This window comes from Rhodococcus sp. NPDC059179 (genome assembly GCF_042754885.1).
In the GTDB taxonomy this organism is placed as follows: domain Bacteria; phylum Actinomycetota; class Actinomycetes; order Mycobacteriales; family Mycobacteriaceae; genus Rhodococcus_G.
In genome coordinates, this window is record NZ_JBHZBV010000004.1 from 232150 (window position 1) to 246590 (window position 14441).

The 14441-nt window shown below is 70.6% G+C and carries 13 protein-coding genes; 4 read left to right on the forward strand and 9 right to left on the reverse strand.

From position 1 onward, the window contains the following. Nucleotides 1-43: 43 nt before the first annotated feature. Together ACFXMV_RS11610 and lepA are read right to left on the reverse strand one after the other, a co-directional pair. Nucleotides 44-973 carry an NAD(P)H-dependent flavin oxidoreductase gene (locus ACFXMV_RS11610; RefSeq protein ID WP_378499938.1) on the reverse strand — a complete coding sequence of 310 codons (930 nt, stop codon included), beginning with the start codon at nt 971-973 and terminating at the stop codon, nt 44-46. A gap of 82 nt (nt 974-1055) precedes the next feature. Next, on the reverse strand, nt 1056-2939 hold the full coding sequence (gene lepA / locus ACFXMV_RS11615) for a translation elongation factor 4 (protein ID WP_378503019.1): 1884 nt from the start codon (nt 2937-2939) through the stop codon (nt 1056-1058). Between the two features lie 79 nt (nt 2940-3018). On the opposite strand from lepA, the gene ACFXMV_RS11620 reads away from it, so the two are divergent. Next, nucleotides 3019-3576, forward strand: a complete 558-nt coding sequence (locus ACFXMV_RS11620; RefSeq protein ID WP_378503020.1) for a type II toxin-antitoxin system PemK/MazF family toxin — start codon at nt 3019-3021, stop codon at nt 3574-3576. A gap of 72 nt (nt 3577-3648) precedes the next feature. On the opposite strand, the gene ACFXMV_RS11625 is transcribed toward ACFXMV_RS11620, so the two are convergent. Continuing rightward, nucleotides 3649-4422, reverse strand: coding sequence for an aquaporin (locus ACFXMV_RS11625; protein WP_378502037.1), 774 nt, complete (start codon nt 4420-4422; stop codon nt 3649-3651). 218 nt (nt 4423-4640) lie between these two features. Here ACFXMV_RS11625 and rpsT point away from each other — a divergent pair, with 218 nt between their 5' ends. After that, nucleotides 4641-4901 carry a 30S ribosomal protein S20 gene (gene rpsT, locus ACFXMV_RS11630; protein WP_378502036.1) on the forward strand — a complete coding sequence of 87 codons (261 nt, stop codon included), beginning with the start codon at nt 4641-4643 and terminating at the stop codon, nt 4899-4901. 233 nt (nt 4902-5134) lie between these two features. Here rpsT and ACFXMV_RS11635 read toward each other — a convergent pair whose 3' ends face one another. Continuing rightward, entirely contained in the window at nt 5135-6277 is a 1143-nt protein-coding gene (locus ACFXMV_RS11635; RefSeq protein WP_378503021.1) for an epoxide hydrolase family protein, read from the reverse strand. Between the two features lie 63 nt (nt 6278-6340). Between ACFXMV_RS11635 and ACFXMV_RS11640 the strand changes: the two genes are divergently transcribed. Beyond that, nucleotides 6341-7309: a helix-turn-helix transcriptional regulator gene (locus tag ACFXMV_RS11640; protein WP_378501015.1), complete on the forward strand. Its 969-nt coding sequence runs from the start codon at nt 6341-6343 to the stop codon at nt 7307-7309. A 43-nt stretch (nt 7310-7352) separates the two neighbouring features. On the opposite strand, the gene holA is transcribed toward ACFXMV_RS11640, so the two are convergent. Continuing rightward, nucleotides 7353-8339, reverse strand: coding sequence for a DNA polymerase III subunit delta (holA, locus tag ACFXMV_RS11645; protein WP_378501014.1), 987 nt, complete (start codon nt 8337-8339; stop codon nt 7353-7355). Nucleotides 8340-8477: 138 nt separating this feature from the next. Between holA and ACFXMV_RS11650 the strand changes: the two genes are divergently transcribed. Continuing rightward, complete coding sequence (locus ACFXMV_RS11650; RefSeq protein ID WP_378501013.1) at nt 8478-9476, forward strand: diiron oxygenase; 999 nt, start codon at nt 8478-8480, stop codon at nt 9474-9476. Nucleotides 9477-9499: 23 nt separating this feature from the next. On the opposite strand, the gene ACFXMV_RS11655 is transcribed toward ACFXMV_RS11650, so the two are convergent. From ACFXMV_RS11655 to ACFXMV_RS11670, 4 genes are all read right to left on the reverse strand, one after another. Then, a complete protein-coding gene (locus ACFXMV_RS11655) occupies nt 9500-10240 on the reverse strand; it encodes a TetR/AcrR family transcriptional regulator (RefSeq protein WP_378501012.1) in 741 nt (246 codons plus the stop codon). 30 nt (nt 10241-10270) lie between these two features. Further along, nucleotides 10271-12625, reverse strand: coding sequence for a ComEC/Rec2 family competence protein (locus tag ACFXMV_RS11660; protein WP_378503022.1), 2355 nt, complete (start codon nt 12623-12625; stop codon nt 10271-10273). Continuing rightward, the gene (locus ACFXMV_RS11665) at nt 12626-13465 is read right to left on the reverse strand and encodes a ComEA family DNA-binding protein (RefSeq protein WP_378502120.1); all 840 of its coding nucleotides are present in this window, start codon (nt 13463-13465) and stop codon (nt 12626-12628) included. 69 nt (nt 13466-13534) lie between these two features. Beyond that, on the reverse strand, nt 13535-14437 hold the full coding sequence (locus tag ACFXMV_RS11670; protein ID WP_378503023.1) for a DegV family protein: 903 nt from the start codon (nt 14435-14437) through the stop codon (nt 13535-13537). Nucleotides 14438-14441 lie beyond the last annotated feature (4 nt).

Consider the following 14441-nt stretch of genomic DNA (forward strand, 5'->3'; position numbering starts at 1 on the left):
GCCGTCGGCCCCTGAACCACCCGCCCGCGGAGAATTGAGCTGCTCAGCCGAAGCGGCGGAGCAGACGCTCGGCGTCGTCCGCGATCTGCCGGACGATCTGACCGGCGGGCCGCGCCGCGTGCACCAGACCGACCGCCTCGCCCGCATACACCACTCCGAGTTGCGGGTCCGCCGGGTCGTACGCCTCCGCGAGGGTCTCGTCGTTGCCGTCCGCGCCGTGCCATGTGTCGGTGAACTCGTTCACGATCGCCCGACCTCCCCAGCGGCTCGGCCACGGCTGGCTGCGCGCCTGGTCGAAGACGGAGGTGTAGACGGTGTCCGCGCTGCCTGCCTCGACCACCCGGTCGCGTGCGTAGCCGGGCCCGATGGTCTCCGGGCTGGCGAGCAGGGCGGTGCCGATCAGCGCGCCCTCCGCGCCCGCCGCGATCACCGCGGCCAGCCCGCGGCCGGTCCCGATCCCGCCGGCCGCGACCACCGGCAGGTCCGTCGCGTCGAGCAGTTCCTGCAGCAGCGGCAGGGTGCCGATCCGGCCGGTGTGCCCGCCCGCCTCGCCGCCCTGCGCGATCACCAGGTCCACCCCGGCCCGCTCTGCCACCCTCAGGTCGTCGAGGGTGTTCACCTGAGACACCACCGGGATGCCCGCGGCGTGCACCCGCGGCACATAGGCAGCCGGATCGCCGAAGGACAGCGACACCAGCGCCGGCTGCTCCGCCAGCGCCGCGTCGAGCAGGGTGTCGTCGTCGTCGAGCGCCCACGTCATCAGCCCGACGCCGAACCGTCCGCCGATCCGGCGGGCCACCGCCGCCTCGTCCGCCACCCACTGCGGGGTCGCGTACCGGGCCGCGCCGAGCAACCCGAGCCCGCCCGCCTTGGACACCTCGCCGGTCAGTTCGCCGCCGGCCCGGCCGCCCATCGGCGCGCCGAGGATCGGCACCTCGATCCGCAGTTCCCGTGTCAACCAGGTCTCGAGCACGCCGTCTCCATTCTGCGGCTACGCCGCCCGTGAGTCCTTCTGGCCCGCATGGGGACCACAAGGACTCACGGGCGCGCAGCGCCTATTTCTTGGGCTTGTCCGTCACCGACTCGTTCGACAGCGCCGCCACGAAGGCCTCCTGCGGGACCTCGACCCGACCGATGGTCTTCATCCGCTTCTTGCCCTCCTTCTGCTTCTCCAGCAGCTTGCGCTTGCGGCTGATGTCGCCGCCGTAGCACTTGGCGAGCACGTCCTTGCGGATCGCGCGAATGTTCTCGCGCGCAATGATCTTCGCGCCGATCGCCGCCTGGATCGGCACCTCGAACTGCTGGCGCGGGATCAGCTCGCGCAGCTTGGTGGTCATCTTGTTGCCGTAGGCGAACGCCGCGTCCTTGTGCACGATCGCACTGAACGCGTCGACGGCCTCGCCCTGCAGCAGGATGTCCACCTTCACCAGCGCGGCCTGCTGCTCGTCCGTCGGCTCGTAGTCGAGGCTGGCGTAGCCCTTGGTCCGCGACTTGAGGGCGTCGAAGAAGTCGAACATGATCTCGCCCATCGGCAGCGTGTAGCGCAGCTCGACCCGGGTCTCGGAGAGGTAGTCCATGCCGCCGAGCTCGCCGCGGCGGGACTGGCACAGTTCCATGATCGCGCCGGTGTACTCGCTCGGAGCGATGACGGTGCACTTGGCCATCGGCTCGTACACCTCGCGCACCCTGCCCTCCGGCCAGTACGACGGGTTGGTCACCTCGTGCTCGGTGCCGTCCTCCATCGTCACGCGGTACACCACGTTCGGCGCCGTCGAGATCAGGTCGAGGCCGAACTCACGCTCGAGCCGGTCCCGGGTGATCTCCATGTGCAGCAGCCCGAGGAAGCCGCAGCGGAAGCCGAAGCCAAGGGCCACAGAGGTTTCCGGCTCGTATGCCAGTGCAGCGTCGTTGAGCCGCAGCTTGTCGAGCGCGTCGCGCAGCACCGGGTAGTCGGAGCCGTCCATGGGGTACAGGCCCGAGTACACCATCGGCTTGGGGTCGCGGTAGCCGACCAGCGGCTCGGTCGCGCCGTTGCGGAAGGTGGTGACGGTGTCACCGACCCGCGACTGGCGGACGTCCTTGACGCCGGTGATCAGGTAGCCGACCTCGCCGACGCCAAGCCCGACGGTGGGCTTGGGTTCGGGCGAGATGATGCCCACCTCGAGCAGTTCGTGCGTGGTGCCGGTCGACATCATCGTGATCTTCTCGCGGGGACGGATCTTGCCGTCCACCACTCGCACGTAGGTGACCACGCCGCGGTACGCGTCGTACACCGAGTCGAAGATCATCGCGCGCGCCGGGCCGTCGGCGTCGCCGACCGGCGCGGGCACCTGCTTGACGACCTCGTCGAGCAGTTCCTTGACCCCGACCCCGGTCTTACCGGAGACCCGCAGCACGTCGCCGGGCTCACAGCCGACGATGTGCGCGATTTCCGCGGCGTAGCGGTCCGGGTCGGCCGCGGGCAGGTCGATCTTGTTGAGCACCGGGATGATGGTGAGGTCCTTCTCCATCGCCAGGTACAGGTTCGCCAACGTCTGCGCCTCGATGCCCTGCGCGGCGTCCACCAGCAGCACGGCGCCCTCACAGGCCTCCAGCGCGCGGGACACCTCGTAGGTGAAGTCGACGTGACCGGGCGTGTCGATCAGGTGCAGGACGATCTCTTCCTCGGTGCCGTCCTCGTTCGTGACGACCCAGGGCAGCCGCACGTTCTGCGCCTTGATGGTGATGCCACGCTCACGTTCGATGTCCATCCGGTCCAGGTACTGGGCGCGCATCTGCCGCGGATCAACCACTCCGGTGAGCTGCAGCATCCGGTCCGCGAGAGTCGACTTGCCGTGGTCGATGTGCGCGATGATGCAGAAGTTCCGGATCCGTGCGGGATCCGTGAACGTCGTGTCGGCGAAGCTGCTGATTTCGGGGCCCCTTAGCTGGACTGGCACCGACCCGAATTCGGGTCACTGTCACCACTGAGGATATCCAAGTGGCCCCGGGCTGCGCGCCGCGCCTAGGTTTGAGCGCATGTCACGAAGCTGGACCTCGATCGGCAAGCAACTCGGCACCCTGGCGCTGGCGCAGGCACCGCGACTTCTCAAGGAACTGCAGAAGTCCGGCGTGCTGCCCGGCAAGGCGCGCACCGCTGCGAAGCCGAAGCCGTCGACGATCACCCCCGGCCGGCCGGTCGCGTCCACCGCGGTGCCGACCGCGCACCGCGCCCGGCGGGTCGAGTACTCCCCCGACCTGGACGGCCGGGCCGATCCGGGCGAGGTGGTGTGGACCTGGGTGACCTACGAGGAGGACGCCCACAAGGGCAAGGACCGACCGGTCCTTGTCGTCGGCCGGGACGGCGACACCCTGCTCGGGCTGATGCTGTCCTCGAACGCCGAACGGGACGGCGACCGGAACTGGCTGGGAGTCGGCTCCGGCGCCTGGGACGGCGACGGCCGCCCGAGCTGGGTGCGCCTCGACCGGGTGCTCGACGTCCCGGAGGCCGGCATTCGCCGCGAGGGCGCGATCCTCGACCAGCGGCGGTTCGATCAGGTCGCCGCCCGCCTGCGGTCCGACTTCAGCTGGAGCTGAGCGGCAGAAGGGAAGGACCCCCTGCCGCGATGCGCGCCAGGGGGTCCCTCGGAACTTTGCTGTCGGACTCCGTTAGATGTTGATCCGGTCGTATCGACCGAACACCCCGCGGTACGCCAGCGCGCCGAGCGCGCCGCCGATCAGCGGGAACACGATGAACGCCCACAGCTGAGGGAGCGCGCCCTCCTGATAGGGCGCCACCGCGATGCTGCGGGCCGGGTTCACCGAGGTGTTGTCGATCGGGATCGACACCAGGTGGATCACCGCGAGGGTGAAACCGATGGAGATGCCCGCCAGCGGCACGTCCGAGATCTGGTCGGTCGAGGCCATGACCACGAACACCAGCAGCGCGGTGAGCAGCACCTCGATGATGATCATCGCGGCGAGGCCGTACCCGTTCTCCAGGACGCCGCCAAGCGGACCCTTGATCGCCGACGGGCTGTGCGCACCCCATCCGTTCGCGCCGAGTCCGGACGCCGCGCGGTCGTAGGACGGCAGCGACTTCGCGACCGCGTAGAGCACGACGCCCGCGAGCAGTCCGCCGAGCAACTGGGCAACCACATACAGGCCTGCCTTGGCCGCGCCGATCCTGCCGAGCAGGAAGTGGCCGAAGGTGACCGCCGGGTTCACGTGGCAGCCCGAGATGGGTCCGATCGAATACACGAGGAAAAGCAGCGTGAGGCCGAACGCCAGGGCAACGCCGAGGTTTCCGACCTTGTCGCCCGCGATCACCGCGGTGCCGACGGACGCGAACACCAGGACGAAGGTGCCGATGCCCTCGGCGATGTACTTCTTGGCGTCCGAGATCGGTTCCTTCTCGGCGATTTCCTGCGCAGTTGGAGACATGTGCCACCTTCGATGAGATCGGTTCAGGGCGTACATAGAGGACTCGGGCCGGACGCTACGCGAGGCCGGTACAGTGCACAACGACATCGAGGCCGTTTCGGGGAACGCGCGCCAGTTTGGGTTCACACCGGCATCCCTGGTAATCTCGAGCGTCGGCGCCCAAGTGCGCCCAAAGCTTCTTAGACAAGAAACCGAGCGAAAACGACAGGATTCTACGCGTGGCCAACATCAAGTCCCAGGTGAAGCGGATCGCTACCAACGAGCGCCAGCGACTGCGCAACCAGTCGGTGAAGTCCTCGCTGCGTACCGCGATTCGTTCCTTCCGTGAGGCTGCGTCCGCGGGCGACAAGGCGAAGGCCGGCGAGCTCCTCCTGGTCGCGAGCCGCAAGCTCGACAAGGCAGCCAGCAAGGGCGTCATCCACGCCAACCAGGCAGCCAACAAGAAGTCGGCCCTCGCGCTGGCCGCCAACAAGCTCTGACGTAAACCGTCTCAGCAGAAACCGCCCGGTCCTCGACCGGGCGGTTTTCGCGTTTCCCGGTCAACGTCGGTGGCGGCGACGTGGTCACCTCGGTCTCGACCCTGCGGTTGACGAGCGGGACGAGATCGAGGCGTCGCGCAGCGCCGCAGGGTTCGAGGTCGACGAGATCCTGGACGCGCAGGGCCGGCCGGGCCGTGAGTGGGGTCTCGCGGCCCGGCGGCCCTGACGCGAGGTCAGGAAATGCCGCGGAAGAAGGTGCGTATGTCGTCCGCCAGCAGCTTGGGCTCCTCCATCGCGGGGAAGTGACCGCCCTCGGCGAACTCGCTCCAGTGGCCGATCGCCTTCCACGGGTCCATCGTGCGGCGCACGAGCGGGTGGGTGTCGAACACGGCCCAGCCGGACGGCACACCGGCGGCCATGACGAGGTCGAGCCCGGAATGCTCGGCCTCGTAGTAGAACTGCGCGCTCGACGCGCCGCTGCGGGTGAACCAGTACAGGCTGATGTTGGTGAGGAGTTGGTCGCGGTCGACCGACTCGTCCGGCGTCCGGTCGTCGCCGCTGGCCCTGGTCTTGAACTTCTCGGCGATCCACGCGAGCTGACCGACCGGCGAGTCGGTGAGTGCCGGGCCGATCGTGTCGGGTCGGTGGTTCTGCATCAGGAGATATCCGAGATCGGCCGCATCCTCGGTGCGCACTGCCTCGAGCTGGGCGATCTCGTCGTCGGACAGGCCGTCGGGGAGAGGGAACTTGTCGCCGACCAACCCGAGCAACCGGGGGTCTGCGCCGATGTGCGTGCCGATGACGCGCTCTGGGTAGAGCGCCGCGAGGCGGCCGGTGGTGCCCGAACCGATGTCGGTGCCGTGAGCCGCGAACCGCTCGTAGCCCAGACGCGTCATGATCTCGGCGTAGGCCTCCGTCGTCCGCGCCAGTTCCCAACCGGGCGCCGACAGCGGGGCGGAGAACCCGAAGCCGGGCAGCGACGGGATGACCACGTGGAACTCGTCGGTCAGCAGCGGGATGAGTTGCTGGTACTCGACGAACGAGCCCGGCCAGCCGTGGTTCAGGATCAGCGGGGTGGCGTCCGGGTTCGCCGATCGCACGTGGACGACGTGGAACGTCTGTCCGTCGACGACCGTCGTGAACTGCTCGTACTCGTTGAGCTTCGATTCCTGCGCACGCCAGTCGAACCCGTCGCGCCAGTAATCGGCGAGCTCCTTCAGGTACACCAGCGGGATGCCGCGGCTGAAGTCGGTGCGATCGTCTCGGCCCGGCAAGGGGATCGGCCAGCGCGTGTGTGTCAGCCGGTCGCGAAGGTCGTCGACGTCGGCCTGCGGGATGTCGATGCGGAAAGGTGCGAGTGCGTTGTTCTCGTTCATGACACCCACGTTCCCGGGTAATGCGGCAGGTTAGCTTCCGCAATTGCTGGAATGATCGAGAACATGTTGGAGACCTCGGCCCGCCTGCTCGAACTGCTGTCGTTACTCCAGCTCAAGCGGGACTGGACGAGCTCCGAGCTCGCCTGCCGGCTCGATGTGAGCACGAGGACTGTGCGCGCCGACATCGGCAAGCTGCGGTCGCTCGGCTATCCCGTGGACGCGCGCCCCGGCGTCGCGGGCGGGTACCGGCTGGCCGCCGGGACGGCGATGCCCCCACTCCTGCTCGACGACGACGAGGCCGTCGCCGTCGCGGTCGGACTGCGTGCGGTCGCGACCCAAAGGCTCGGAGTCGAAGAGACATCGCTCACCGCGCTCGCGAAGCTGGAGCAAGTACTGCCCTCGCGCCTGCGTCGGCGCGTCGAGGCGGTACGCGAGGCGACGAGCGTCGTTCCAGGGGCGCAGCCGCCGCTTGATCTCTCGGTTCTCGGCGCGGTCGCTGCCGCGATCCGCGGCCACGAACGGCTCCGGTTCGGATATACGAAGCCAGGGGGCGGTGAAGGGGCCCGCCACACCGAACCGCAACGGCTGGTGAGCTGGGGGCCGATCTGGTACCTGCTCGCGTGGGATCTCGACCGTGACGACTGGCGGATCTTTCGTGTCGACCGCATGGTTCCGCACGCACCGACGGGTGCACGGTTCCAGCCGCGCGTGATCCCGGAGGACAAAGTCGTCGAGTACGTAGTCGGACGCGTCAGCAAGGCGGCCTGGAAGTACCGCGCCCGGGTACTCGTGCATGCTCCCGCCGCCACGGTCGCCGCAAAGATCCCCGTCCCCATCCCGGTCGATATCGAGGTCGTCGACGAGTCAACGTGCCGTGTCGAGCTGGGTTCCGACGACCCGGACCGGCTCGCGCTTTCGCTGACACAACTCGACGTCGACATCGAGGTGATCGACGGAGACGAGCTCGCGGTGGCGTTCGATCGCCTCGCGACGAGATTCCGCCGCGCGGCGGGTGGCGCTTCGACGAAGTGAATCTCGGCCGTCGGTCATTCGACGATGTCGTCGAGGGCCGGGCTCACCTGTGCAGCTCGGCGACCCGTCGCACCGCGAACTCCACGGCATAGTCCGGGTCTGCGGCCGCGCCCTTGACGTCGGCGTTGAGCTGGGCCACGACCCCGAGCGCCTCACCGATCGTCTCGGGACCCCAGCCGCGGGACTGCGCCTTCCCCTTCTTGACCTTCCAGGGCGGCATGCCCAGCTCGGAGGCCAGCTGAAACTCGTTGCCACCCCTGGCGGACCCCACGAGGGCAACGGTGTGCACGGCGTCGGCGAGGGCGTCGGCGAGCAGCACGTGCGGGACCCCGCGCAGCATCGCCCACCGCAGCGCCTCCATCGCACCGGTCCGGTCCCCGGTCACCGCCAGCTCCGCCACGTCGAACCCCGACACCTCGGCCCTGCCCGTGTAGTACTTCTGCACGGCGGCCGCATCGATCAGTCCGCCGGTGTCCGCGGCGAGCTGTGAGCAGGCCGCAGCCAGTTCACGCAGTTCGGAGCCGACCGACTCCAGCACGACCTGAATGACCTCGGGTGCGACCCGGACGCCCGCGTTCCGGAACTCCGCGCGCACGAAGTCTGCGCGGGCGCGGTCGCCCGAGGCGTTCTTGGCCAACTTCGCGCACTCGTGCACGACGGCGCCGGACTTCTGCAGCGCTCCCACCATCGCCTTGGCGCGGCCGCCGCCGGAGTGCAGGATCACCAGGACGAACCCCTCGGGGGGTGCCGCCGCCGCATCGAGGACCAGCGCGACCGAATCCTTGCCTGCCTCGGCTGCGGCCTCGAGCACGATCACCCGGTCCTCGGCGAACAGCGAGGGGCTGAGCAGCTCGGCGAATTCGGACACGCTGACGTCGCCTGCCCGGAGCCGGGTCACGGGCAGCTCGTCGGCGTTCGCCGAGTTCGCGCGGACCGCGGCGACGATCGCGGCGACCGCTCGCTCGACCAGGAGTTCTTCGTCACCGAGCACGAGGTGGAGCGGCGCGGGCGCGGGGGATGCGGGACTCACCAGACGATGGTCCCACGCTCCGCCGACACGCGTCCCGTCACCTCCGAAGGGTCTTGCATGGGACGCGGTGTCTCAGTAAATTTGAGACACCACCGCAGTGCCCGGACCCGCGCCGGGCCACGACCACGGAGAGCATCGATGGCGCCGTCTACGACACCCACTTCCGAGTTGCTCGATCCCGCCTACCGCGATCTGCTGCAGACGCTGTCCGAGGGATCGGTGCACCGACGCTTCGACCCGTACCTCGACATCGACTGGGACGCACCGGAGTTCGCCCTCGACCCCGCGGACCCGCGCTGGGTCCTCTCCCCCGAGATCGACCCACTCGGCGCTACCGCGTGGTACCGGGAGCAGCCGCTCGACCGGCAGATCGCGATCGGGAGGTGGCGCCAGGCCAACTCGATCAAGGTCGGCGCCGCGTTCGAGAGCATCCTGATCCGCGGAATGATGCAGTACATCATGAAGCTCCCGAACCAGTCGCCGGAGTTCCGCTACTGCCTCCACGAGATGACCGAGGAGTGCAACCACATCCAGATGTTCCAGGAACTGGTCAACCGAATCGGCGTCGACGTCCCCGGCATGCGGAAGCCGTTCCGGGCCCTGTCCCCGTTGATCGGAGTGGCGGGCGGCTACGCGCACGTGATCCTGTTCATCGGCATCCTGGGCGGCGAGGAGCCGATCGACCACTACCAGAAGGCGCTGATCCGGCGGGGCGTGGACATCCCGCCCGCCGTGCTGCGCACCATGGAGATCCACATCGCCGAGGAGGCGCGGCACATCTCGTTCGCGGGCGAGTTCCTCAAAGCACACGTCGGCAGGATGGGCACCGCCTCCAGGGCGGTGTGTGCGGTCACCTTCCCCCTCGCGATGCGGTGGCTCGCCGGCGAGATCATGACTCCGCCAAAGGCTTTGGCCACGGAATTCGGGATCCCGCGCTCGGTGATGAAGGAGGCGTTCTGGCGGAGCGCACACTCGCGAACAATCCTGCGCGGCTACTTCGGCGACATGCGGGCGCTCGCCGAGGAGCTGGGCCTGATGAACGCCGCCACCAGGCGGTTGTGGCGACGGCTGCACATCGACGGTCCGCCCTCTCGCTACCGCAGTGAGCCCGACCGTCAAGCTCACCACGCCGCCTGACTGCCGGACGCCGCCGGCCGCGGTCAGACCGCCACGTCGCCGCCCGCTCCCGACAACTGCGCGATCACGGAGACCAGGTCAGCCTTCGGGTCGACGGTCACCCCGGCCGAGCGTGCGGCGCCGTCCAACACGAACCAGGCGAACCTCGCGAGATCGGCCACGATCTCTTCCCGGTCGCGCGCGGGCGTCGGATCGCTCACCCATTGGGTGAGGGTGCCCTCGACCATGGTCACCACCGCGAGGGGCACGGAGTCGAAGGCACTGTCGTCGACGTCGATCTGCGTCGCGATCGACGAGATCAGCTCCCTGGCCCGCACCGACATCCGCGCCTTCAGGCTGCTGACCGCGTCGATGTCCGCCTCGGGCGCTATCGGCCCGGTGCGGGCGAACTCGTTCAGGCGCGGGTGGTCGGTCATCCAGTCCGCCACCGCGCGGATGGTCCGGACGAGGATCTCCTCGACGGACCCCGTGGAAATGTCCAGTTGCGCGTCCAGGGTGCGGGAGAACTCGTCGATGAGGTGCGACCGTATTCGGCAATCCAGATCCTCGCGGCCGTCGAACTGCCGGTACACCACCGATTTGGCGAGTCCGGCGCGTTTCGCGATCTGCTGCACCGGAATGTCTGCGCCCGCCGGACCCTCCTCGATCATGGCGACCGCCGCCTCGAGGATCCGCGTCTGCCGCTCGAGGTTGTGCTGCTCCCAGCGGGCCTCGTGACCGCTGGGAGACGGCGACTCCTCGGGCCGCTTCGCGGTGATCGACATGGGCCGAGTCTAACGATCGGGGCCGGGCCATCATGGCCGTCCGACGGCGGTGGCCCCGCCGCCGGACCTGCTCACCGCGACGTCGCCGCCCCGGTCGGTCCGGGCGAGGGTGGCACCGGTCTCCCGGATCGTCCGCAGCACCGCGGGATGCGGGTGCCCGAAGGTGTTGTCGGCCCCGACCGAGACGACCACCAGACGCGCCCCGACCGACCGCAGGAACTCCGGTGCCGTGGTGCGCGAGCCGTGGTGCGGCAGCTTGAGGATGTCCGCCGCGACCGGGATCCGATCGCGCAGCAGATCCCGTTGACCCTCCGCCTCGACGTCGCCGGTGAGCAGTACCCGGCCCGCGGCGGTGTCCACCGACAGCACCAGCGACTGGTCGTTCGACATCTCGGCTCCCGCCGCCGGGCCGCGCGGCACCGGAAGCGTCGGGCCGAGGACCCGAAACGTGAGCGTCCCCAGCCGCAACTCCTGTCCGGCCCGCGCCTCCCGGATCGGCACGCCGGAGGCCGCAGACTGCTCGCGTACCTGACGAAAACCGCGCTCCGGCAACCGCATCGGGCCGAGCATCACCGCAGCCACGCGGCGTCCCCGCAGCACCCCCGGCAGTCCGTCGATGTGATCGGCGTGCAGGTGGGTCAGCACCACCGCCTCGATCGAACGCACGCCCAGCCGATCGAGGCAGCCGTCGACGAGCCGCGGCTCCGGGCCCGCGTCGACCACCACCGCGGTGCCGTCGCCCGCGGCGAGCACCATCGCGTCGCCCTGCCCGACGTCGCAGGCCACCAGCACCCAGTCCCGCACCGGCCAGCCCGGCCACAGCACACGGGCAGGCACCCACACCAGCGCCAGCCCCAGCACCGCCGCCGCGAGCACCCGCCGCAGCCACCGCGACCGCACCGCGAGCAGCAGCGCCGCGGCGATCCCCGCCACCACCGCGGCGCCGCCAAACCCGGAGGGAACAAAGACCGTGGCGCCTGGCGCCCCCGACGCCCACTCGGCGACCCGCAGCAGCCACCACAGCGGCGGCCCGGTCGCCCGCACCGTCAGTTCTCCGAGCGGGAGCCACACCGCCGCGCCCACGGCACCGACCGCGCCGATCACGGTGACCGGCGCGATCACCGGGGCGACCGCGATGTTCGCGACGACCGCCACCGTGCTGAGGGTCCCCGACATCGCCGCCACGATCGGCACCGTCGCCACGTACGCGGCGGCGGCCACCGCGACCGCCTCGGCCAGCGCCCGCGGCCACCCACGCGCCCGCAACCACCGCACCCACCCGGGCGCGACCAGCACCAGCGCCGCGGTCGCCGCCACGGACAACGCGAACCCGAAATCCACTGCCAGCGCCGGAAACAACGCCAGCAGCACGATCACCGCCGCCCCGAGTGCAGGCATCGCCTGCTTGCGTCTGCCGGTCATCAGGGCGAGCAACCCGATCGAGCCCATCACCGCGGCCCGCAGAACGCTCGGCGACGGCCGGGCCAGCACGACGAAGGCCGCCAACGCCAGCGCCGCCACCACCGCCGACGTGCGCGGTCCCAACGCCAGCGCCCGCATGAGCAACAGCACCGCGCCGATCAGGATCGAGATGTTCGCACCGGAGACCGCGGTCAGGTGCGAGAGCCCGGCCGCGGTGAAGTCGTCCCTGACCCCGCCCGGCAGCGCGGAGGTGTCCCCCACCACCAGTCCCGGCAGCAGCCCGGCGGCGTCGGGCGGCAGCGCCGACTGCGCCGCGGCTGCGAAGCGATCCCGGACCGCGCCCGCGGCCCGCTGCGTCCACGGCGCCCCCTCCACGCGCAGGGGCGCCCCGGTCGCGCGGACCGTCGCGACCGTGAGGTCGCGGTGGTGCGGTCGGCTCGCCTTCCCCCGCAGGCTCACCTGCTGTCCGGGCAGCAGGTCCTGCCAGCCGTGGGCAGGCGCGAAGATCAGCACGGAACCGCCGACCGCATGCCCGCCGGCCCCACCGCCCGCATCGATCGACCGCAGCGACGCCCGGACCATCACGGTGTCGCCCGCCGGGGAGCTCACCCGCCGGGGATCGTCCACCGGCACGACGGTGAGGCTCGCGTATCCCCCGCGCGACGCCACCGCGGCCAGGGGATGCTCGGCGACCGCGCGTTCGCGGGCCGCGACCGCCACCGCGAAACCGGCACCGATCAGCAGCGCCGCGATCAGCACACCCGCGGCGGACCTGCGAGTGCTCGCCACCGCCACCACCACCGCGGCCACCACCGCGGCCAGCGCACCGAGCGCCGTCCACAACGCGGCCCGCCAGCCCAGCTCGATCCCCACCAGCGTTGCGCCCCAGCACATTGCAGCCGACGGCAACAGCCGGAGGTCGAGGGCTCGGCCGTCGGAAATCGAGGCTTCGGGTGCCGCCATCTACACGGCCACCAGCTCGCGCAGCTTCTCCAGCCGCCCGGGTCCGATCCCGTCCACCTCGCCGAGCTGTTCGACGTCGGTGAACGGCCCGTTGGACTGCCGCCACGCGATGATGGCGGCCGCCGTCACCGGTCCGACCCCCGGCAGCTCGTCCAGCTCGGCCTCGGACGCGGTGTTCAGGTTCACCCGGCCCGGCCCCACCGCATCGGGCGGGCGTCCCTCGCCTGCCCCGGCAGCGCCCGCCCCGATGGTGGCGCTGCCCACCGTGACGGGTGCCCCGTCCTGCGGCGCAAGCCCGACCAGGATCTGGTCGCCGTCGCTCAGGCGCTGCGCCAGGTTCAGCCCCAGCAGGTCGGCGCCGTCGCGGGCGCCGCCCGCCGCCGCGAGCGCGTCCGCTATGCGTGCGCCTGCGGGCAGGCGCACCAGGCCCGCGGTCCGCACCAGTCCGACGACGCTGACCACGAGCTCGGCTGGCGGCGCACCGGCGGGTTCCGTCGGTGTCGAGGCGGGCGGCGGCGTCACCTCCGGTTGCCCCGACCCCGACGCCGGGGCCGACGCCGCCGTCAGCGGTTCGACCGCCTGCGCGACGGGCCGGTCCCGCCAGGCGCCCAGCACCCCGACCACCGCCGCGACGAGCGCGACCGCGGCCAGCGCCGCGACCCCGCGGCGCCCCGGTGCCAGCCGCGGCCGCACCGGGGTCGCCTGCTCGGTCAGCCACTCCGGTGTGCGCAGGCCCGGATCGCCGTCTCCCCCGGGGTCCGCCTGCCCGGCCCGCCCCCCGGCAGCGATCGCGTCGAGTCGTTGCCTGATCCGGTCACGGGTCTCGTCGGTGCTGCGCATGGCAGCGACGTTAGGACCGCCGTCCGCCCGAATCCGGCCGCCCGGCCCCGAATCCGGGCCGCCTGTGGATCAATTCTCGGGCTGTGGATGAACGGTTTCGCCCTGCTCGGCGTCGTCCGCCCCGGTGTTCCCGCCGCCCGCGCCACCCGGGCACACCAGCACGCCGATCGCGCCAGGACCGACGTGCGCGCCGATGACCGACCCGATCTCCGAGACCACCATCTCGCTGATCGACGGGATCCGCTCACGCAACGCGGCCGCGATCTCCTCGGCGCGGTCCGCCGCCTGCAGATGGTGCACAGCCACCGCGGCGGGCCCGTCGCCCGCGTACTCGGCCGCGCTCTCCACGATCTTGGCCAACGCCTTGGTGGCGGTGCGCGTCTTCTCCTTGAGCACCAGCTTGCCGTCCACCAGGTGCAGTACCGGCTTCATGGCCAGCGCGGTGCCGAGCAACGCCGCCGCGGTACCGATGCGGCCGCCCCTGCGCAGGTGATCGAGCCGGTCGACCATGATCAGCAGTCGGCCACGGTGCGCGACGTCCACCGCCCGCTGATAGACGGCCCGCAGGTCGCCCCCCGCCTTCGCCACGCGCGCGGCGGCAAGTACCGGATATCCCAATCCCATTGCCGTCGACTGGGAATCGACGATGCGTACCATCCCGCCGAAGCCCTGCGAAGCCTGACGTCCCGCCTCCCAGGTGCCGGAGAGCTGACGTGAGATGTGTACGGCGAGCACGCCGTCGCCTTCGCTCTCCTCCAGTGCCCGTGCGTACGCCTCGGTCAGCTCGCCGGGCGAGGCCCCCGACGTGGTGACGGTCGCACCCTGTGGGAGCGGGCGGGGCATCTCGTCGACGCCCTCCCGGATATCGCGGCCGTCGACGAGGACGTGCAGTGGCACGACCCGAATCCCGTACCGCTGCGCCACGTCGGGAGCGATACAGGCCGAGGAGTCGGTGACGACGACGACGGGCACGGGG